Origin of the sequence: Lentibacillus saliphilus, assembly GCF_019093865.1 — a bacterium.
GTDB classification, from domain to species: domain Bacteria; phylum Bacillota; class Bacilli; order Bacillales; family Amphibacillaceae; genus Lentibacillus_B; species Lentibacillus_B saliphilus.
In genome coordinates, this window is record NZ_JABJXD010000004.1 from 216,278 (window position 1) to 234,266 (window position 17,989).

Below are 17,989 nucleotides of genomic sequence, written 5' to 3' on the forward strand. Positions count from 1 at the left end.
TCAAACGTTATAAATTTAGATAATTTGAATTAAAGACTCATATAATCATGTATGCGTTATATGACTGATCTATACAAAAATTTCCTGTTAGATCATTCGATTTGCTACCGTATACTCTAAAAAAGCCTAAAATATGATTGGGCATTCATATTAAAATGGTAAAAGACATGTCCGTGTCGACCGTTAATAGAACAACATGTTAAAATGTGGTTAATGAATAGGAGATTACCTATAAGCAGATGGAGGTGTAGAATCATTGGGCATTTATATTATGATTGCTGTGATAACGATTTCTGTACTCGTCTTATCTCTAATCACAATATCAAAGGGGTACGCCTATAAACATACGATCGATCCGCTGCCAGAGGATGAAGAATCAGATACATAACCAAAAGTGAGGTGATATGTCATGAATCTATTACTCTCTGTCGTAATAGGCTATGTGTTCGGCAGTATGCATGGATCTCAATTAATTGGCAAGCTGAAAAATATTGATATAAAGGGAACAGGCCTAAAAAATGCCGGCGCATCAAATACGACGATGTTACTCGGGTGGAAATATGGAATTGCTGTTGCATTAATAGATATTTTAAAAGGTACTATTGCAGTCGTGTTCATTAAGATTGTATTGGTTAAACTAGGTGTTGGGAGTGATACGCAGCCTGTTTTTGTGTATTTAGGTGCTTTAGCAATTGTTCTCGGACATAATTTTCCTTTTACAATGCGTTTTAAAGGCGGAAAAGGGACAGCGTCGATGGTCGGTATTTTACTGGCGCTACAATGGCAGCTTGCCCTCGTCAGTATCGGTGTTTTATTATTGTTTGCGCTCAGCTCTGGTTTTTTAGTCATCGGCGTTTTGTTTATGTATGCAGCGTTTGTGACTGGGACGTATGTGCTGTATGGTTTGGTTCCAGCCATCACTGCTTTTATAATGCTCGCACTAAGCGTTGTGATGCACCGAGAAAACTTTCTACGGATATACAATAAAGAAGAAAAAAAGATTGCGAGCTTCTTCAAGAAGGGCGTTGAGTGAATGCAAGTGGTAGGTGAAGGCTATGGTTGAAGTGTTATTTTGGGCGATCATAATTGTGATGTTTATACTCAGCTTTGTCGGGTTGCTCTACCCCGTTATTCCCTCGGTACTTTTATTGTGGGTCGGGTTTTTGCTTTATCATTTCGGAATGAATGGCGATGCGCTCGGTTGGGTATTTTGGTCAGCTATGATTGTTTTCACAGTCATTCTAATCGTCGCAGACATTATTGCGAACAGTTTTTTTGTGAAAAAGTTTGGCGGGAGTAAGTGGGGCGAACGACTTGCAGGGGTGGCTGTTATTGTCGGATCATTTATATACCCACCATTCGGTATTCTCGTTGTTCCGTTTGTAACCGTCCTGATCGTTGAGATGGTTCAAAAGCGGACAGTAGAAGAAGCCTTTAAAGCCTCAATCGGTTCTTTAATCGGTTTTTTAAGTGGATCGTTTGCCAAAGCATTCATTCAGCTCGTTATGATTGCCGCCTTTGTGATCGGTATCATATTTTAAAGAGACTGCACGTTATTGACATTTTGAGAAGGGAAGCATGTTGTTATGAAACCAGCACGTGTACTTACAATTGCCGGAGCCGCTTCAGGTGGAAGTGCCGGTATTCAAGCAGATTTGAAAACATTTCAGGAGCTTGACGTATATGGGATGAGCGTTATTACAGCGATTGTTGGTCGTCATCCGAAGACGCATAAAAATGTTCATCCGCAAACATGGGAAGCGATTGAAGCACAGTTTGCCACAGCAATGAATCAAGTCGGTGTCGATAGTATGAAAACAGGTATGTTATTTTCAAAGGATGTTATTGAAAAGACAGCTGTTATGTTAAAGCAATCAGGTATTCAAGATATTGTTGTCGATCCGGTTATGGTCGGAAAGCTCGATTCTAAGCTGCTGGCTGATGATGCAATTGATGCATTGATCGATACGTTATTACCGCTTGCTAAGGTCATTACACCGAATATGCCAGAAGCGTCTCTCTTGCTTGGTGGCCGAAAGCTTGAAACAGTTGATGACTTGAAAACCGCTGCAGTTGACCTTCATCGCTTAGGGCCTGATTATGTACTTGTTAAAGGTGGTAGGCTCTCTGGACCGGCAGTTGACGTTCTCTATGATGGCGAGCAGATGACGACGTTTGAAGCGCCTCGTATTGATACGATGAATACGAGCGGCGCTGGATGTAGCTATTCGGCAGCAATTACAGCTTATATCGCGAAAGGTAAATCTGTTGTATCAGCTGTAGGCTTGGCAAAGGAATACATCACAGCTGCCATTGATCATAGCTTTACATATACGGATAAAGTCGGGCCAACTTATCATGCGGCGAGACGTCGTTTTGGGACAAAGCATGACATCAAGGTGGCTACAGTTACCCGTTAAGGAGCTGTTTGGTTGTAGGGGAAGGCCAACAAAAATGTGGAGGGTGAAATAATGGGAAAACGTGCCTTGTTAAACATTGATTACACATATGATTTTGTAGCAACAGATGGTAAATTGACATGTGGTGTACCAGGTCAAGCTTTAGAAGATAACATTGTTGCCATTACTGAGTCGTTCATTGAAGCTGGTGATGACGTATTTTTTGCGATAGATGCCCACATGAATGAAGATCAATTGCATCCAGAATCAAAGCTGTTTCCGCCGCATAATATTATTGGGACACGTGGTCGCGACCTGTATGGGAAGTTAGCGGACGTCTATGAAAAACATAAGCATGCAAGTCATGTTCATTATTTTGATAAAACACGTTATAGCGCATTTGTCGGAACTGATTTGGAGCTTAAGCTACGCGAAAGAGGCATTACGGAATTGCATTTAGTTGGAGTGTGTACAGACATTTGTATCTTGCATACAGCAATTGATGCGTACAATAAGGGCTTTGACATCGTCGTTCATAAAAAAGGTGTCGCAAGCTTTAACATGGCCGGACATGAATGGGCACTCGGACATTTTGAAGCGACATTGGGTGGTAAAGTCGTTTAACAAGAGACTGGGACAAAACTTAAAGTTAAATTTAAAAGACGAACAATGCTCAACATTAGCTCCGGAAATATACGAAGACTCCGGCGGGAGGAGAGGCCTAGGCGAGAACGCCCTTGGAATCGGCGGGATCGCCCTCGTAATCGGCGAGAACGCCCTCGAAATCGGCGGTATCGCCGATTAAGTTCGGTCGCGATCTATATTTTCGGAGCGGTCGTATTGTACGGATTTTCATTTGATAAACCTCTTTTGTCCCAGTTCTGCTTTAAATTGACAAAGGTATTGCCGGGGTGAGAACACGTATAGGTGCGTACTCATCCCGGCTTGACTTTACGTAATGAACCATTTATATTTAGACTATATTGAGAAACGATGATGAGGATTAGTACAATTTTATTGTCTTTTAAAGAGAGGAAATGGCTGGTGTGAATTTCTAAAGACATGATTGGAACCCACCTCTTGAGTTCGCCGTTGGAAAGGGAAACCCGAAAAACGTGCGCGGTTCATGACCGTTATCATACTAAGTGTGCAGGAGACGTCTGCCCAATTTTGGGGACGTATCTGCAAACAAGGGTGGTACCACCAACAAACCTCGGTCCCTTTTTGGATGGAGGATTTTTTGTGTTTTATTTTAGGCTGTTCTGAAAGGATATTGATTTGAAGGAGCAGACTATGTAAAGACAGTCTTTATTCCATATTCTTGAGCAAGTCGATGTAACTTAAATCATTATAGAGAGGTGTATACAGTGAGTAAAAAGAACAAGCAATTTGTAGAAAAAGTAACGGCAATGGAGGACGATTTCGCCCAGTGGTATACGGATGTTGTCAAGCAGGCTGAGCTTGTAGACTACGGCCCTGTCCGTGGAACAATGATCATTAAACCATACGGGTTTGCCATTTGGGAAAATGTTCGCGATGAACTCGATCGTCAATTTAAGGAAACGGGACACTCAAACGTATCTTTCCCATTATTTATTCCAGAAAGCATGCTCCAAAAGGAAAAAGACCATATTGAAGGCTTTGCACCAGAAGTGGCTTGGGTAACACACGGTGGTGAGGAAGAACTGGCTGAACGGATTTGTGTCCGCCCAACGTCTGAAGTTCTTTTCGCTGAATACTATTCGAAAAACATTCACTCATATCGTGACTTGCCAATGCTATACAATCAGTGGAGCAACGTTGTGCGTTGGGAAAAAACGACCCGCCCATTTTTACGCTCACTAGAATTTCATTGGCAGGAAGGGCACACATGCCACGCAACAGGCGATGAAGCCGAGCAAGAGACACGCCAAATGCTCGATGTTTATACGGATGTGTGTGAAAACTATCTCGCCATTCCGGTCATTAAAGGACGTAAAACGGAAAGTGAAAAGTTTGCCGGTGCAGAATATACGTTAACGATTGAAGCTTTAATGCATGATGGTCGTGCACTACAATCAGGCACGTCTCACTATTTTGGTACAGGGTTTGCCGAAGCATTTGATATTCGATATCTTGATGAAAATGGTGATCAAACACCAGTACATCAAACGTCATGGGGCATGTCCACACGTATTCTCGGTGGCTTAATTATGGTACACGGCGACAACCGTGGACTCGTTATTCCACCACGTATCGCACCAATTCAAGCGATGATTGTACCGATTGCACAGCATAAAGAAGGTGTGCTTGATCATGCGTATCATTTGCGTGATGAGCTCAAGGATCTTGTCCGTGTTGATATTGACGCGAGCGATAAAATGCCAGGCTGGAAGTTTAATGAGTATGAAATGAAAGGTGTGCCTGTCCGTATTGAACTCGGACCAAAGGACATTGAAAAAGACCAAGTCGTCTTAGCACGTCGCGACACAGGGGAAAAAGAATTCGTAGCAATGAGCGATGTTAAAACAAGATTGCCAGAGCTATTAGAAGAGGTTCAACAAAACTTATACGATCAAGCTGTTGCGCATCGCGCTGAAAAAACGTCTGTTGCGAAGACATATGACGCATTTAAACAGACGCTTGAAGAAAAAGGTGGCTTTATTAAGGCGATGTGGTGTGGCGACGAAGCGTGTGAGGAGCAAATCAAACAAGACACAGGGGCAACATCACGTTGTATCCCATTTGAACAAGATAAAGTTGCTGACACATGCGTCTGCTGCGGCAAAGAAGCCAAAGACATGGTCTACTGGGCACGCGCATACTAAAAATAGAACAAGAAAAATGAGCGCTTCATTTGAAGCGCTCATTTTGTTTTGCGGTGCCAGTCACTCCCCTGGTATTTCTTGAATTTTGTCGAAGGATTTTCAAGGAATGCGGACACGCGTCTAAAGCATATTATAAAACTTTTTCAATATCCTCTTTTAGTTGTTCAGGCTTTGTTTTTGGTGCATAGCGATCAATGACATTTCCTTCCCGATCAACGAGAAATTTGGTGAAATTCCATTTGACTTGCTTTGTCAGAACGCCTTTTGCTTCATTTGTTAAATATTTGAATAGTGGATCGGCATTATCACCCTTCACATCTATCTTACTAAACATGGGGAAGGATACACCGTAGTTAACCTGGCAAAAATCCGCAATCTCTTGATCAGAACCAGGATCCTGCTTGGCGAATTGATTACATGGAAAACCGAGTACAACAAAGCCGCGGTCTTTATAGTCGTGATAAAGACTTTCAAGCCCCTCAAATTGCGGTGTAAAGCCACATTTACTTGCTGTGTTCACAATAAGCAAAACGTCCCCTTTATAATCAGCGAGAGACTTTTCGGTTCCATCCATCTGCTTTACTGAAAAATCATGAACATTCACTGCTATCACTCCCCTTTTAATTTCAAGCTACCTAAACAGGAATTTAATGTCAACGTATATGCCCATAAAGGTGATTAGGCTCTGGGAAGGGGTTCGACAAATTTTAGGAAGTGACCGCCCCCTCAAATTCGACTCAAATGCTTTTCTTTGTTTATAAGTAGAATGATGAGCACGACCGTCAGCATTGCTACGATTAAGTAGAACAACGATACGTGCGGGAATGCCTCAATAAACAATCCTCCTAGAAAAGGACCAAAAATACTGCCGAGGCTAAACCAGACACCTACTAGAATATTGCCAGCGGGAAGCAGCGTTGCAGGCAGTAGATCCGTCATATAGGCGATTCCAAGTGAAAATGTAGAACCGACGGCCATGCCGGAAATTGCAAACAATATATATAGTGCAACAGCCGAGTCTTCCAGCATACCGGCTAGTGTGAAACAGATGATGCCGGTCAAAAAGACAAAAATCAACACTTTTCTACGTCCCAGCTTGTCGCTCAAAGCTCCGAGCGGTAATTGTGTGATAACACTTCCAAGCGCGAACAACGGAATAATAAGAGAAAGCGCATTGACATCATGCCCGACCCTGAGACCGTACACAGGGAATATACCGTGTAACGTTGCTTCGAGAATGCCATATGCAAATCCTGGCAGCATCGCAACCCAGGCGACTTTTAACGTCTTTGTAATTCTTTTCATAGAGCTGACTGACTTGAAGGCGTCTTCTTCCATGTTCGGTTTTTCATTTCTTACTAAGAAGATGAGCAGCCACATCATCATACTGAGAAGAGCTGATACCATAAATGGTAATTCCTCATTAATCTCGACAAGTCTTGTCAGTAAAGGGCCCATGGCAAATCCTAGACCGAATGAAAGACCGTACAATGCGACACTTCTGCCACGGGTTTTTTCAGAAACGGTCGTAGTAATCCATGTTTGTGTTCCGAAGTGCAGCATTTGATCACCGATGCCAATTAAAAGACGGAGTATGAACCAAAAAATGAGCGAATCCCATAGCGTAAATGAAAAAAGGGATAGAAATACTAATATACCTCCAAGAACGATAAACGGTTTATAGCCCATTTTCATCATCGGTTTTTCCATGAAAGGTGAAGCGATGAGTATACCAATATATAATGCAGTCGCATGAAGTCCGTTCACCGATGAACTAATGCCCGCATGTTCAAAAATAATGGCGATCGTCGGCATCAGCATGCCTTGGGAGAACCCCGATATTCCGACAATCCCTATTAAAATCCAAAATCTTACTTTTTCAGAGACCAATCAAAACAACTCACTTTCGAATGCTGAAAATGTTTAAGCTATGGTATCAGCCCACTTAAATTGATAAACCGTTAGGGAAGTGGTGGAATGACGCCGTTACCTTATATGTACAAAAAACATAATTCTCTCGGTACTTACCGTGAAAAAATGATAATGGCTTATAATCATAAAGACCGCCCATGCTAGTACATGGAGCGGTCTCGATGACCAATAAATCTAATCTCATAAAAGAGGCCAGACAGCTTTAAGCAAAAATAATCCCTCTGCGCTTCTTAAACGCAAAGGAGGGGTTCATTTTATGGTAATGACAGCTATTAAGATCCTAAATGCTAACATAAGCGTTCGGGCACGAATAATGTCCGTTGGCAAGCACCGCTCTGGAGTGTTCCAATGAAGATGACTGAAGATGACAGTTCTACCACACTCTTCATGAAAAGTCAGTTTACTGTATTTTATTATACCATCAATCGTGTTATCGGGAAACTACCTTCAACCCTACTGCGTCAACGAAAAGCGACGAATGGGCTAATAAGAACATGGTCGGAGAGGGTTGGTCATTCGACATAAAACGATATAATACGGGGAGTGACAGGCACCCCTAAGCACAACACAAATAAGCAGGAGAATCATCAACGGATGATGATCCTCCTGCTCTTACTTTATTGCGTAACTTTATCTGTTTCTTCAATGACGCGCAGTTTTTCTTTAATGTCTGCTTCAGTTAATCCATGTTCTTTTACATATATATTGCGTGGGGTTACACGGCATTCGTGTGTGCAGCCGCGCATATATTTATGCTCATTTTCTTCGGAACAAAGGATTTGCTTGTTACATTCAGGATTGGCACAGTTGACATACCGTTCACACGGTGTGCCGTCAAAGTAATCGACACCGACTACGACATGCTCCTTCCTGTTAATGGGTACAGAAAGGCGTTCATCAAATACATAGCATTGTCCGTCCCATAGCTCGCCTTGCACGTCGGGATCTTTTCCGTAAGTGACGATGCCGCCATGTAGCTGAGCAACATCCTCAAAGCCTTCTTTAATGAGCCACCCAGTAAATTTTTCACAGCGGATACCGCCTGTGCAATAGGTCAGAATACGTTTACCTTCAATGAGGTGACGATTTTCTTGCACCCATTCTGGGAGGTCGCGGAATTTTTTGATATCTGGGCGAATGGCACCGCGGAAATGCCCAATGTCATACTCATAGTCGTTTCTTGTATCGAGTACAACTGTGTTTTCATCTTGCATTGCTTCATAAAATGCCTTAGGCTCAAGATGCTCGCCTGTAAGTTCCCGTGCATTGTGGTCGTCTTCAAGACGAAGCGTGACCAGCTCGGGGCGTGAGCGACAATGCATTTTCTTGAATGCGTGTCCGTCATGAGGGTCAACCTTGAATACAATCCCCTCGAAAAGCGGATCATTCTGCATTGCCTCCATGTACGTTTCAGTACTTTCGACAGTACCAGACACAGTTCCATTAATCCCTTCGTGCGCAATTAAAATCCGGCCTTTTAGATCAAGTCCCTTACAAAATTCAAGGTGCTCTGCTGCCAATGCCTCAGGGTCTTTAATGTCTGTGTAGTAATAATACAACAGTACTTGATAATGTTTGTTTTCTTCCATGGTTGTTAACCACCTGTCCATCTATATTTGCAAGATATAAATGAAGGTGAACTAATATATAGATACATCTTGCACTAAAATATTATAACAACATAATCACTATATTTAAAGTAGATACTCATCTGATTCTGCTATTCATTAATGTATTGTATGATGATTCTCTGTTCAATTATCCAAATCATTTTTGACGAATGCATCAAATCTAGATGTTTTATTCGGATAATCAGTATCCCTCTTATGCTCCTGTTCTAGCAAACGTCCTATTCTTGAATGATTAATACCGTTTTTAACAGCTGTCTCTATAACAAAATATATGATGAAAAGTGATACACCGTAAAGAATTAACCCCTTAACAAACTCCATTAGTACACCCCCAAAAATAATCCAGTAAAATAATTCAGTATATTTTCAAGTCTAACATATAAGTAATTAACTGAAAAATTTACAAATCATACCATCACTATTAGTATTATAACTAACGTTAATATTGTGTTATGGGAGGGGTTTCATTGGAAGAACATGCATATGAACTAAAAGGCAATCGTGTAAAAAAACGCAGTAAGAAAAAAGTTATCTTAATCATTGTCAGCGTTATGCTGCTCATCGTAATTGGTGCAATTGTTTTTGCGAACGCATACATAAACAAATCATTACCACAGCTTGAAGGAGAGATCACGCTGTCACATCTTCAAGACGAGGTAACGGTGATCACTGACGAGTCAGGTGTCCCACATATAAAAGCGACCAACAATCATGATTTATATGTTGCTCAAGGTTATGTACAGGCACAGAATCGAATGTTCCAAATGGAGATGTCGAGAAGACAGGCATCCGGTACGTTAAGCGAAGTGGTCGGGGAAAAGGCGATTGATCACGATAAATACTTTCGTACATTAGGGCTACGACGAGCTGCTGAAGCGTCATATGACCTTTATTCTGACGAAGCAAAAGCAGTTCTACAAAATTTCACAGACGGTGTCAATGCTTATATTAAAGAAGCGACGGAAACAAATAACCTCCCGATAGAGTTTACGTTAATGGGGATGAAGCCGCGAGAATGGACGGTCATTGATTCTTTAACGATTGGAAAATATATGGCATTTGATCTTGGTGGACATTGGGAAAGGCAAGCATTCAACTATTATGCGCTGCAGCAATTCCCCGAAGAAAAAGCATTAGAGCTATTTCCAACTTATCCAGAGCAGAAGCCGACGATCATTGGAGAAGGAGAACTGGATATCGCGGCAAGCTTTGAAGAGGCCGTCATTCCTCATGCCTTTAATGGCAGTAATAACTGGGTTGTTAGTGGGGAAAAAACCAAAACGGGTAAGCCGTTACTCGCAGACGATCCCCACTTAGGCTTGGCAACACCTTCCATATGGGTGCAGATGGTTTTGGAAAGTGATGATATGAAAGTAAGCGGGGTTATATTTGCAGGGGTCCCAGGGATTATATTAGGCCATAATGACGATGTTGCCTGGGGTGTAACGAATGTTGGTCCAGATGTACAGCAGCTCTATTTAGAAAAAAGAAATTCTGAAAATGAGCATGAGTTTTTATTTGAGGATGAGTGGGAAGAAGCGACCGTGTACGATGAACCGATCCATGTAAAAGATGGACAAACAATTGACTATCAGGTCACTGAAACGCGACATGGTCCGATTGTGTCAGAGTTTGCTGAGGAGAGTGGGAAGGATGAGGTGTTGTCATTAAGATGGACGGCACTTGACCCAACGACAGAATTGGAAGCCATTTTAGACATTAATCAAGCAAGCAATTGGACGGAATTTGAAAAAGGACTAGAAAAATTTCTAGCACCTGCACAAAATTTTGTATTTGCTGCAAAGGATGGCACAATCGCCTATAAAGCAAACGGTAATATCCCAATCTATGATACTGGTGACGATGCGTTGCTACCTCTACCTGGTTGGGAGAAAGAAAAGGAATGGCAGGGGTTTATTCCCTTTGATGAGCTGCCAACCGTCATTAATCCAGACAAGGGCTTTATCGCGACAGCTAACAATAAAATTGTCGGTGAAGAGTATCCTTACCACATTAGCAATGTTTGGGCACAGCCTTATCGCTATGAACGTATAGCAGAGGTGCTTGAATCGAATGACGAATTGACTGTTGAAGATATGAAGGCGCTGCAAATGGACGCCGTTAACATGCAAGCGAGAGAATTTGTCCCACTTTTTTCTGGGGTGCTTGAAGAAATGGCATTAGAAAAACAGGAACAACAGGCGCTTAATCTTCTGACGGACTGGGATTTTTCTGACGACAAGGAAGATGCAGAGCCACTTGTTTTTCATCATTGGATGGATGAAATTGAGGCAATCATTTATAACGATGATATTTCAGAAGTGATGATGGGGATGTTCAGTGGAAAAGGCCAGGCAACAGATGAAATGTTGCGCAAAGCACTCCGCGGCGATCGCTCCGTTTGGATTGAAGAAGCTGGGGGTATCGAAGCGGTGTTGCACCAATCTTTAAAAACCACACTTAAAAAACTATCAGATGAGTATGGTAGCAAAATGAATGATTGGCGCTGGGGAGATTATCATAAAGTACAGTTCCAACATCCGTTGTCAAGTGTCAATCCTGTTTTAGCTTACTTGTTTAATAATAAGGCTCCAATGCCAGTTGATGGAAGCAGTGTCACACCGATGGCTGCTGCCTACGATGCTGAAACAGGTGAGGTCGACCATGGTGCATCATGGCGCTTTGTCATTGATGCAGGTGACCTTGAGACAGGTCATCATATCGTCGGACCAGGTCAATTTGGGCATTTTCGTAGTGACTGGTATCACGATCAAATGGATGACTGGGTTGAGGGAGACTATCATGAAACAAGGTTTGGAGAAACAGAAGGCTTAGAGTTAAAATTAGTTCCTTAGACGAAGTAAACCACTTCTGCAGATTATTCTTCTGTAGAAGTGGTTTTTTGGTGTCATTCGATAAAAATCTAGAAGTGACAACAAACACCTGAGAACTTGTCCCTTAAAATGGAAGCTTGTCTCTTATCCCATGTTCAGTTGTTCAGTCACTATGAAAATACCAATCCTCGCTAATCTCCTTCGTTATTGTTTTTAATGATCATTGTTCTAGTGCCGCTGTACAGCCCAACAGATGATAAACCGAGTGCAATTCCAACGAGAATCCCACCTTTTATACTACCGGGACTAGCATACGTTAAACCAGCAGCTATACCGAGTACGAGTGCGAGTAATGGTGCAAATTTCTTTGGGAGCCCAGCTAATTTTGCGACTTCTGTTATTCCAATAATGATTGGAATAAGCATCACGCCGTAAGCCTCCAATTGTAACATCTTCTTCACCTCCATACGTTAATTTACGCGCGCCTTGTCCTTCCAGATACGGTGGCAGCCTTCACAATTAGAAAAATGTATGATCGCCTAACAGCATTTGAACGGAAAAATGGTGAGACACTAAAATGAGCTCAGACAATATTAATATTTGAAATGAAAGCCCAAATTCGATACGATTCGTCATGCCCTTTCGTATAATTGGTAGCATAGATGATCACTTTATTTATGTATATTTTGCTTTTAAATAAAAATGTTTTTAAAAATAATGGATAAAGCTTGCAATTAAATGATGTATAGAGTAAAGTAGGTAATAGCAAAAGACAATTGAAGTTCCGCAATACTTTACGATCTCTTTTTCAAGGTGAAGTTAAAGTATTCATGTTTCAATTACTTTGCAAGCTTTTGAATAAGGAGGTCGTAAAACATGAATGGTAAAGTAAAATGGTTCAACGCAGAAAAAGGTTTTGGTTTCATCGAGCGTGAAGACGGTGACGATGTATTCGTACACTTCTCAGCTATCCAAGATGAAGGCTTCAAAACACTTGAAGAAGGCCAGGATGTTGAATTCGAAATCGTCGAAGGCAACCGCGGTCCACAAGCTGCTAACGTTGTTAAACTATAATTCATAGAGACAAAAGGGTCTGACGCTCGTAATGAGTGTCGGGCTCTTTTTTTTGTAGTTCACGAGAATGATAACCCTCTCTCGTGAAAAACACATTATAACGTTTTTACCTCCAAATTTAGTTGACATGTTCGATGGGATGAACACCTTTGCTTTTGAAGCAGAGCATGTATAATGAAGAGAAACACTTCATTTTTTAATATGGAGATTGTATGTGTGCTATCATTTGACGAAGACATGTCAAATGTTCTGGAACAAGCACTGTCATGTTTATGTCAGGGGGGATTTGGTTGGCGGATGATTTTAATTGGAGCTTGGAAACAAAAAAGTCATGGAACAAGATGGCGAACAACTGGCATTCAAAAAGCAAACAAATGTGGGATTACGGAAGTAGAAAAGATATTATCCCGTTTATAAACACGTACTGTCGAGATCAGCAAGCGATTTTAGATATTGGTTGTGGAGATGGGTATGGATCGATAAAATTACATAAATCTGGTCATTACGTTACAGGCGTCGACTTATCCGAAGAGATGGTCGCGCTCGCACAGCAATCTGCCCAGTCGAATGACATTACTTTTTTACAAGGAAATGCAACAGCTCTCCCTTTTGTTGAGCAACAATTCGATGCTGTCATGTGCATTAACGTGCTGGAATGGACAGAAATGCCGCTTGAAGCTTTAAGGGAAATAAAGCGTGTGTTAAAACCGGGTGGCCGGTTGTTTGCGGGTATACTAGGACCAACCGCAGGTCCGAGAGCACATAGCTATCCACGACTTGAGTATGGTCATGCCATATGTAATACGATGATGCCATGGGAATTCCAGCAGCTGGCAACAAACGATGTTTTTTTGTATGAGGATGGTATGGGCGTATTCAAAGAGGGTGTTAAGCGTGAGCAATACGCTGATTTACCAGAAAAGCTTCAACAAGCTCTAACATTTATGTGGGTATTTTGTTTACAAAAAAGAGGGGATAACGATGACTGATAAAAAGACAGAAGACTATATTATTGCGAGCTATCAAAATGATGAAAAGATGATGATTCTCGTCTATGCACAATGGTGTATTAATAATGATCTTGATCCTGAGACGCTGTACAAAGAAACATATCCGTCACAAGGCAATAATCAGGCATTGGCAGAAGCACTTGATTTAACTGTGTCAAAAGAAGAGTCTGAGTACATTCCAAATGAAACGGTTCTAAACGTATTACAATTGTTCGGTAATAATGATCTGGCCTTTACCGTACAACAGCAAATTGATCAAATGAAGCCAAGTAAATAGATGTGTGATAGAGGTGTTGTGGGGAAATTGTAAGACTTGAATATCGACCGAACGGATAATTGTGAGAAAAAGGCCGAGGGGGCATCTAACATCTTATTCCCTCGACCACCTTCATATTATTTACCGGATAAACAGCTTAATCAAAGCCTGGGTGCCGCTATTTTCTTCACCTTTATCAGCAAGCTCCTTATATAGCTTCAAGGACAAGTCAAGTCCTGGTGTAGACAAGCCCATTTCCTGTGCCGACTCAATGGCGATCGTCATATCTTTAATGAAGTGCTTCACGTAAAACCCAGGTGCAAAATCGCCTTTAATCATCCGCGGTGCCAGGTTGGATAAAGACCAGCTTCCAGCAGCACCTGTTGTGATGCTGTCCAAAACGCGGGAAGGATTGAGGCCAGCTTTTTGCGCATAAACGATTGCTTCACATACGCCGATCATATTCGAGGCGATTGTTATTTGGTTACAAAGCTTTGTGTGCTGTCCGGCCCCTGGTCCACCTTGATGTATGATATTCGTACCCATTAATTTGAATAGAGGAAGCACAGCATCGAACGTTGACGGCTCACCACCTGCCATAATTGACAGCGTTCCTTTTTGCGCACCGATATCACCACCGGATACAGGCGCATCGATAGCATAGCAATCACGCTTGGAGGCCTCTTCATAAATCCTTATAGCGAGTGCCGGCTTTGACGTCGTCATATCAATTAAGTATGTACCAGGCTGAACATGATTTAAAAGCCCATCTTCACCGAAATAAACGTGTTCAACATCAGCTGGGTAGCCGACCATCGTCACAATGATATCGGCTTGTTTTGCCAAAGCTTTGATCGATGGCTGCCACTCGGCCCCTTTGTTCAATAAAGGCATTGCTTTATCCTTCGTCCGCGTAAAAATATGAACTGGATAACCGGCATTTAGGATATGTTCTGCCATAGAACCTCCCATAACCCCGGTTCCGATAAAACCAACTGTTGATCTATTCGTGATCATACGGCTTAACCCTCTCTTTCTGGAATTAAATGACTGTCTTTCTTTAGAATAGAGGTTAAACAGACAAATAACAACATCTTTTTAGTATCGTTGTTGATCGTACGGCGTGATGATCTGCGCGTTATTCCGCGAAGTGTGCCATTTATTCCGCGAAGTAGCGGCATAATTCCGCAAAGCGTGCATGGTATTCCGCGAAGGAGTGGCATAATTCCGCGAAGCGTGCTAGTTATTCCGCGAAGTAGCGGCATAATTCCGCAAAGCGTGCATGGTATTCCGCGAAGGAGTGGCATAATTCCGCGAAGCGTGCTAGTTATTCCGCGAAGTAGCGGCATAATTCCGCAAAGCGTACTAGTTATTCCGCGAAGGAGTGACATAATTCCGCAAAGCGTGCTAGTTATTACGCAAAGGAGTGACATAATTCCGCAAAGCGTGTCATTTATTCCGCGAAGTAGCGACATAATTCCGCAAAGCATGCTAGTTATTCCGCGAAGTAGCGACATAATTCCGCGAAGCACCGGCTTTATTCCGCAAAGGCGAACTATTTTTCAGCAAAGAAAAGATTTAATACAATTCTATAGACATAAATTAAGGATGTGACATAATGAACTGGCATTTAAAGTCCTTTGAAGAATTAACGAATGACCAATTATACAAGATCATGAAAGCGCGGGTTGATGTGTTTGTTGTAGAACAGTCTTGCCCATATCCAGAGTTGGATGATTATGATCAAATCGCTATGCACTATTTTTTAGAAATTGATCAAAACATTGCGGCATATGTTCGGCTCATGCCAGCAAACAGTCGTTATGAGCTTGCTTCAATTGGCAGAGTAATCGTTACGAAACCGTATCGGCATAATGGGTATGCTCGCGACATAATGGAAAAAGCCAAAGCCTATATTGTACAAGAGTGGCAGGAAACACAGATAAAGATTCAAGCCCAGCAATACTTACAAAACTTTTATGAGTCGCTCGGCTTTGAACAAATTTCTGATATGTATTTGGAGGATAATATTCCTCATATTGACATGGTTTGGCAGCTTAAATAAAGTATCATTTCGCCGTGGGTGTACATAGTATAATTAGCATTCATTGTAATCTTGGAGGGTGATGATTAAATGTTGACCCACGAACAACTGGCAGAGTGTAAATCATTACTACAAGAACGCCAGGCACGGCTGATTCAGCAGGTGGAGGACCATTTCGGTAAAACATATGAGTTCATTAAAGAATCGACAGGTGAGTTGTCCAATTATGATAATCATCCAGCTGATCATGGCACAGAGCTGTTTGAACGTGGAAAAGATGTTGCCTTAAACGAACATGCTGAAGCAGAATTAGAGGATATTAACAAAGCTTTGCACGCGATAGCAGATGGGGCATATGGCATTTGTGTCGATTGTGGTCGAGATATTCCTTTTGAGCGACTACAGGCTGTGCCAACAGCGGACAAGTGTATCGAACATGCAAATCAGACGGTGTTTGAAAACAATCGTCCGGTTGAGGAAGGTGTGTTTAGTCCTAATATTAATCCAGATGATACAACACCTGAGACTCAAGCGGCTTATGACGCTGAAGACGCTTGGCAAGACGTGGCCCGTTATGGAACGAGCGAGTCTCCGTCTGATTTCTATGGTGACCGAGCAGATTATAATAACATGTATCCGAATGATGATGAGGAAATCGGTGGGACCGAGGCACCAGAAAATTTCCTTGCCGCTGATCGAGAAGGACGTTTCACAGGTGTGACACCGAACCATAAAAAATATGAAGCCGAGTATGATCGGTATCGTAACGACTAGCTCATATGGCACCGAGCATGTTTAACAGAATTTAGTGAAACTTAAGGCCCTCTTTATGCGTAGTAATGAGCAAAGGGGGAAACATGATGAGTGAACAAAAAGGTTGTATTAAATGCGGTAGTACGCAGGCAGGAACAAAAGATGTTTCTATGACGGGTACAGGATTGTCTAAAATGTTTGATATGCAGCACAATCAATTTACCGTCGTATATTGTGAGAACTGCGGCTACTCAGAGTTCTATAATCGTAACAGTTCAACGGCTAGCAATATTTTCGACTTATTTTTTGGTGGATAACAGCTATTATAACAAAAAAAGAAGGCGATTCCGTTTCGGAAAAGCCTTCTTCTGTTTCGTCTTAAAACAAGCTTCCTATGCCTCCGAGGCCGGCTGACCTCATAATATACCCAAAGGCAATTAAATTAACTGTATAAACGATTAAGAGTGCATAAATACGATCCATTCCCGTAACCGTGATATCGTTTAAAATAAATGTCGGAATGATTAATAGGATGCCAAACAAACTGATGATAATTGCAAGAAAACCGACAGTACCAATGCCAATCAGCATAAAAATCATTCCAATTGCGAGTAATAACGTATAAGGGATTAAATAAGCACCGAATTTAGCAACAACCGCTTGAATTGAAACAGCTGAACTAGCGGTAAGCTTGAGCGCCGCAAAGGTTAAGCCCATTGCAATCGCGAATAAAAGAATGAATAACAGTAACGGCATTAGGAAGCCGTCTACGAAAGAGACCGACATACCGTAACCGAACATACCTCCAAAGCCACCTATGAAGCTTGACATCTTCTTCATAAGTACGAAAAATCCTAATGCATAAAGTAACGTATAAACACTCATAGAGATAATACCTGAAACCATTTCTTGTCCAGAGATGTTTGCCGCCTCACTCGGTTTTTTGACGAGCTTCATAAAGAATTGGCCAAAATTGACAGCGGTCTGCTTAATGGCTTCGACCGTGTCATTTGTTTGTTTTTCTTCTGTATCACTTGCCTGTTCTGTTTGAATCGCCGCTTGATCATCAACTGTATGTGACGCATCAGCTGTAGCTGCCGATTCTTCCTGTTGAAGTGGTGCACCACAATGCATACAGAAATTACCTTCGTCTGTATGTTTGCCGCATTGAGGACATTGCATGTAATCACATTCCCTTCTACTATAATAATCGAGATATTTTTTCACTCACTTACATATATTCGACAAA

Annotated in this window: 20 protein-coding genes and 1 other annotated feature; of the genes, 13 read left to right on the forward strand and 7 right to left on the reverse strand. The window is 41.8% G+C overall.

The genetic code is table 11. The features are described 5' to 3' along the window. Positions 1-256 precede the first annotated feature (256 nt). The 6 genes from ytzI to proS all read left to right on the forward strand — a co-directional run bounded on the left by ytzI (position 257) and on the right by proS (position 5,206). Positions 257-388, forward strand: coding sequence for a YtzI protein (gene ytzI, locus HPC67_RS09230; RefSeq protein ID WP_246569887.1), 132 nt, complete (start codon positions 257-259; stop codon positions 386-388). Between the two features lie 21 nt (positions 389-409). Further along, positions 410-1,033 carry a glycerol-3-phosphate acyltransferase gene (locus HPC67_RS09235; RefSeq protein ID WP_217587323.1) on the forward strand — a complete coding sequence of 208 codons (624 nt, stop codon included), beginning with the start codon at positions 410-412 and terminating at the stop codon, positions 1,031-1,033. Positions 1,034-1,055: 22 nt separating this feature from the next. Then, a complete protein-coding gene (locus HPC67_RS09240) occupies positions 1,056-1,541 on the forward strand; it encodes a DUF456 domain-containing protein (RefSeq protein WP_217587324.1) in 486 nt (161 codons plus the stop codon). 45 nt (positions 1,542-1,586) lie between these two features. Next, the gene (thiD, locus tag HPC67_RS09245) at positions 1,587-2,420 is read left to right on the forward strand and encodes a bifunctional hydroxymethylpyrimidine kinase/phosphomethylpyrimidine kinase (RefSeq protein ID WP_217587325.1); all 834 of its coding nucleotides are present in this window, start codon (positions 1,587-1,589) and stop codon (positions 2,418-2,420) included. Positions 2,421-2,471: 51 nt separating this feature from the next. Beyond that, positions 2,472-3,023 (forward strand): cysteine hydrolase family protein, encoded by a 552-nt coding sequence (locus tag HPC67_RS09250; protein WP_217587326.1) that lies wholly within the window; start codon positions 2,472-2,474, stop codon positions 3,021-3,023. Between the two features lie 360 nt (positions 3,024-3,383). Continuing rightward, positions 3,384-3,624: a binding site (T-box leader), on the forward strand. 142 nt (positions 3,625-3,766) lie between these two features. Next, entirely contained in the window at positions 3,767-5,206 is a 1,440-nt protein-coding gene (proS, locus tag HPC67_RS09255; RefSeq protein WP_217587327.1) for a proline--tRNA ligase, read from the forward strand. 130 nt (positions 5,207-5,336) lie between these two features. Here the strand turns inward: proS and HPC67_RS09260 are convergent, their stop codons facing one another. The 4 genes from HPC67_RS09260 to HPC67_RS09275 all read right to left on the reverse strand — a co-directional run bounded on the left by HPC67_RS09260 (position 5,337) and on the right by HPC67_RS09275 (position 9,090). Next, positions 5,337-5,810 (reverse strand): glutathione peroxidase, encoded by a 474-nt coding sequence (locus tag HPC67_RS09260; protein ID WP_217587328.1) that lies wholly within the window; start codon positions 5,808-5,810, stop codon positions 5,337-5,339. 122 nt (positions 5,811-5,932) lie between these two features. Continuing rightward, a complete protein-coding gene (locus tag HPC67_RS09265) occupies positions 5,933-7,096 on the reverse strand; it encodes an MFS transporter (protein WP_217587329.1) in 1,164 nt (387 codons plus the stop codon). A 659-nt stretch (positions 7,097-7,755) separates the two neighbouring features. Then, positions 7,756-8,727 carry an oxygen-dependent tRNA uridine(34) hydroxylase TrhO gene (gene trhO, locus HPC67_RS09270; RefSeq protein ID WP_217587331.1) on the reverse strand — a complete coding sequence of 324 codons (972 nt, stop codon included), beginning with the start codon at positions 8,725-8,727 and terminating at the stop codon, positions 7,756-7,758. A gap of 165 nt (positions 8,728-8,892) precedes the next feature. Continuing rightward, complete coding sequence (locus tag HPC67_RS09275; RefSeq protein ID WP_217587332.1) at positions 8,893-9,090, reverse strand: hypothetical protein; 198 nt, start codon at positions 9,088-9,090, stop codon at positions 8,893-8,895. Positions 9,091-9,221: 131 nt separating this feature from the next. Here HPC67_RS09275 and HPC67_RS09280 point away from each other — a divergent pair, with 131 nt between their 5' ends. Continuing rightward, on the forward strand, positions 9,222-11,624 hold the full coding sequence (locus HPC67_RS09280) for a penicillin acylase family protein (RefSeq protein ID WP_217587333.1): 2,403 nt from the start codon (positions 9,222-9,224) through the stop codon (positions 11,622-11,624). A 170-nt stretch (positions 11,625-11,794) separates the two neighbouring features. Here HPC67_RS09280 and HPC67_RS09285 read toward each other — a convergent pair whose 3' ends face one another. Further along, entirely contained in the window at positions 11,795-12,055 is a 261-nt protein-coding gene (locus tag HPC67_RS09285; RefSeq protein ID WP_246569888.1) for a hypothetical protein, read from the reverse strand. Between the two features lie 424 nt (positions 12,056-12,479). Here HPC67_RS09285 and cspD point away from each other — a divergent pair, with 424 nt between their 5' ends. The 3 genes from cspD to HPC67_RS09300 all read left to right on the forward strand — a co-directional run bounded on the left by cspD (position 12,480) and on the right by HPC67_RS09300 (position 13,964). Beyond that, complete coding sequence (gene cspD / locus HPC67_RS09290) at positions 12,480-12,677, forward strand: cold-shock protein CspD (protein ID WP_156645513.1); 198 nt, start codon at positions 12,480-12,482, stop codon at positions 12,675-12,677. 341 nt (positions 12,678-13,018) lie between these two features. Then, on the forward strand, positions 13,019-13,666 hold the full coding sequence (locus tag HPC67_RS09295) for a class I SAM-dependent methyltransferase (protein WP_246569935.1): 648 nt from the start codon (positions 13,019-13,021) through the stop codon (positions 13,664-13,666). Beyond that, entirely contained in the window at positions 13,659-13,964 is a 306-nt protein-coding gene (locus HPC67_RS09300) for a hypothetical protein (protein WP_217587334.1), read from the forward strand. The genes HPC67_RS09295 and HPC67_RS09300 overlap by 8 nt, the downstream gene beginning before the upstream one ends. 120 nt (positions 13,965-14,084) lie before the next feature. Here the strand turns inward: HPC67_RS09300 and HPC67_RS09305 are convergent, their stop codons facing one another. Further along, positions 14,085-15,029 carry an NAD(P)-dependent oxidoreductase gene (locus tag HPC67_RS09305; protein WP_343327828.1) on the reverse strand — a complete coding sequence of 315 codons (945 nt, stop codon included), beginning with the start codon at positions 15,027-15,029 and terminating at the stop codon, positions 14,085-14,087. Positions 15,030-15,561: 532 nt separating this feature from the next. On the opposite strand from HPC67_RS09305, the gene HPC67_RS09310 reads away from it, so the two are divergent. The 3 genes from HPC67_RS09310 to HPC67_RS09320 all read left to right on the forward strand — a co-directional run bounded on the left by HPC67_RS09310 (position 15,562) and on the right by HPC67_RS09320 (position 17,057). Continuing rightward, entirely contained in the window at positions 15,562-16,008 is a 447-nt protein-coding gene (locus tag HPC67_RS09310; protein ID WP_217587336.1) for a GNAT family N-acetyltransferase, read from the forward strand. Positions 16,009-16,077: 69 nt separating this feature from the next. After that, on the forward strand, positions 16,078-16,761 hold the full coding sequence (locus HPC67_RS09315; RefSeq protein ID WP_217587337.1) for a TraR/DksA C4-type zinc finger protein: 684 nt from the start codon (positions 16,078-16,080) through the stop codon (positions 16,759-16,761). An 86-nt stretch (positions 16,762-16,847) separates the two neighbouring features. Beyond that, positions 16,848-17,057 (forward strand): zinc ribbon domain-containing protein, encoded by a 210-nt coding sequence (locus HPC67_RS09320; protein WP_217587338.1) that lies wholly within the window; start codon positions 16,848-16,850, stop codon positions 17,055-17,057. 61 nt (positions 17,058-17,118) lie between these two features. Here HPC67_RS09320 and HPC67_RS09325 read toward each other — a convergent pair whose 3' ends face one another. Beyond that, the gene (locus HPC67_RS09325) at positions 17,119-17,922 is read right to left on the reverse strand and encodes a zinc ribbon domain-containing protein (RefSeq protein ID WP_217587339.1); all 804 of its coding nucleotides are present in this window, start codon (positions 17,920-17,922) and stop codon (positions 17,119-17,121) included. Positions 17,923-17,989 lie beyond the last annotated feature (67 nt).

Bases quoted from the DNA above. Each gene is read 5' to 3' on its own strand.
- HPC67_RS09235 (WP_217587323.1), top strand. From the start codon at position 410: ATGAATCTATTACTCTCTGTCGTAATAGGCTATGTGTTCGGCAGTATG.
- HPC67_RS09240 (WP_217587324.1), top strand. From the start codon at position 1,056: ATGGTTGAAGTGTTATTTTGGGCGATCATAATTGTGATGTTTATACTC.
- thiD (WP_217587325.1), top strand. From the start codon at position 1,587: ATGAAACCAGCACGTGTACTTACAATTGCCGGAGCCGCTTCAGGTGGA.
- HPC67_RS09250 (WP_217587326.1), top strand. From the start codon at position 2,472: ATGGGAAAACGTGCCTTGTTAAACATTGATTACACATATGATTTTGTA.
- trhO (WP_217587331.1), bottom strand. From the start codon at position 8,727: ATGGAAGAAAACAAACATTATCAAGTACTGTTGTATTATTACTACACA.
- HPC67_RS09275 (WP_217587332.1), bottom strand. From the start codon at position 9,090: ATGGAGTTTGTTAAGGGGTTAATTCTTTACGGTGTATCACTTTTCATC.
- HPC67_RS09280 (WP_217587333.1), top strand. From the start codon at position 9,222: ATGGGAGGGGTTTCATTGGAAGAACATGCATATGAACTAAAAGGCAAT.
- HPC67_RS09285 (WP_246569888.1), bottom strand. From the start codon at position 12,055: ATGTTACAATTGGAGGCTTACGGCGTGATGCTTATTCCAATCATTATT.
- cspD (WP_156645513.1), top strand. From the start codon at position 12,480: ATGAATGGTAAAGTAAAATGGTTCAACGCAGAAAAAGGTTTTGGTTTC.
- HPC67_RS09295 (WP_246569935.1), top strand. From the start codon at position 13,019: ATGGCGAACAACTGGCATTCAAAAAGCAAACAAATGTGGGATTACGGA.
- HPC67_RS09300 (WP_217587334.1), top strand. From the start codon at position 13,659: ATGACTGATAAAAAGACAGAAGACTATATTATTGCGAGCTATCAAAAT.
- HPC67_RS09310 (WP_217587336.1), top strand. From the start codon at position 15,562: ATGAACTGGCATTTAAAGTCCTTTGAAGAATTAACGAATGACCAATTA.
- HPC67_RS09315 (WP_217587337.1), top strand. From the start codon at position 16,078: ATGTTGACCCACGAACAACTGGCAGAGTGTAAATCATTACTACAAGAA.
- HPC67_RS09320 (WP_217587338.1), top strand. From the start codon at position 16,848: ATGAGTGAACAAAAAGGTTGTATTAAATGCGGTAGTACGCAGGCAGGA.
- HPC67_RS09325 (WP_217587339.1), bottom strand. From the start codon at position 17,922: ATGCAATGTCCTCAATGCGGCAAACATACAGACGAAGGTAATTTCTGT.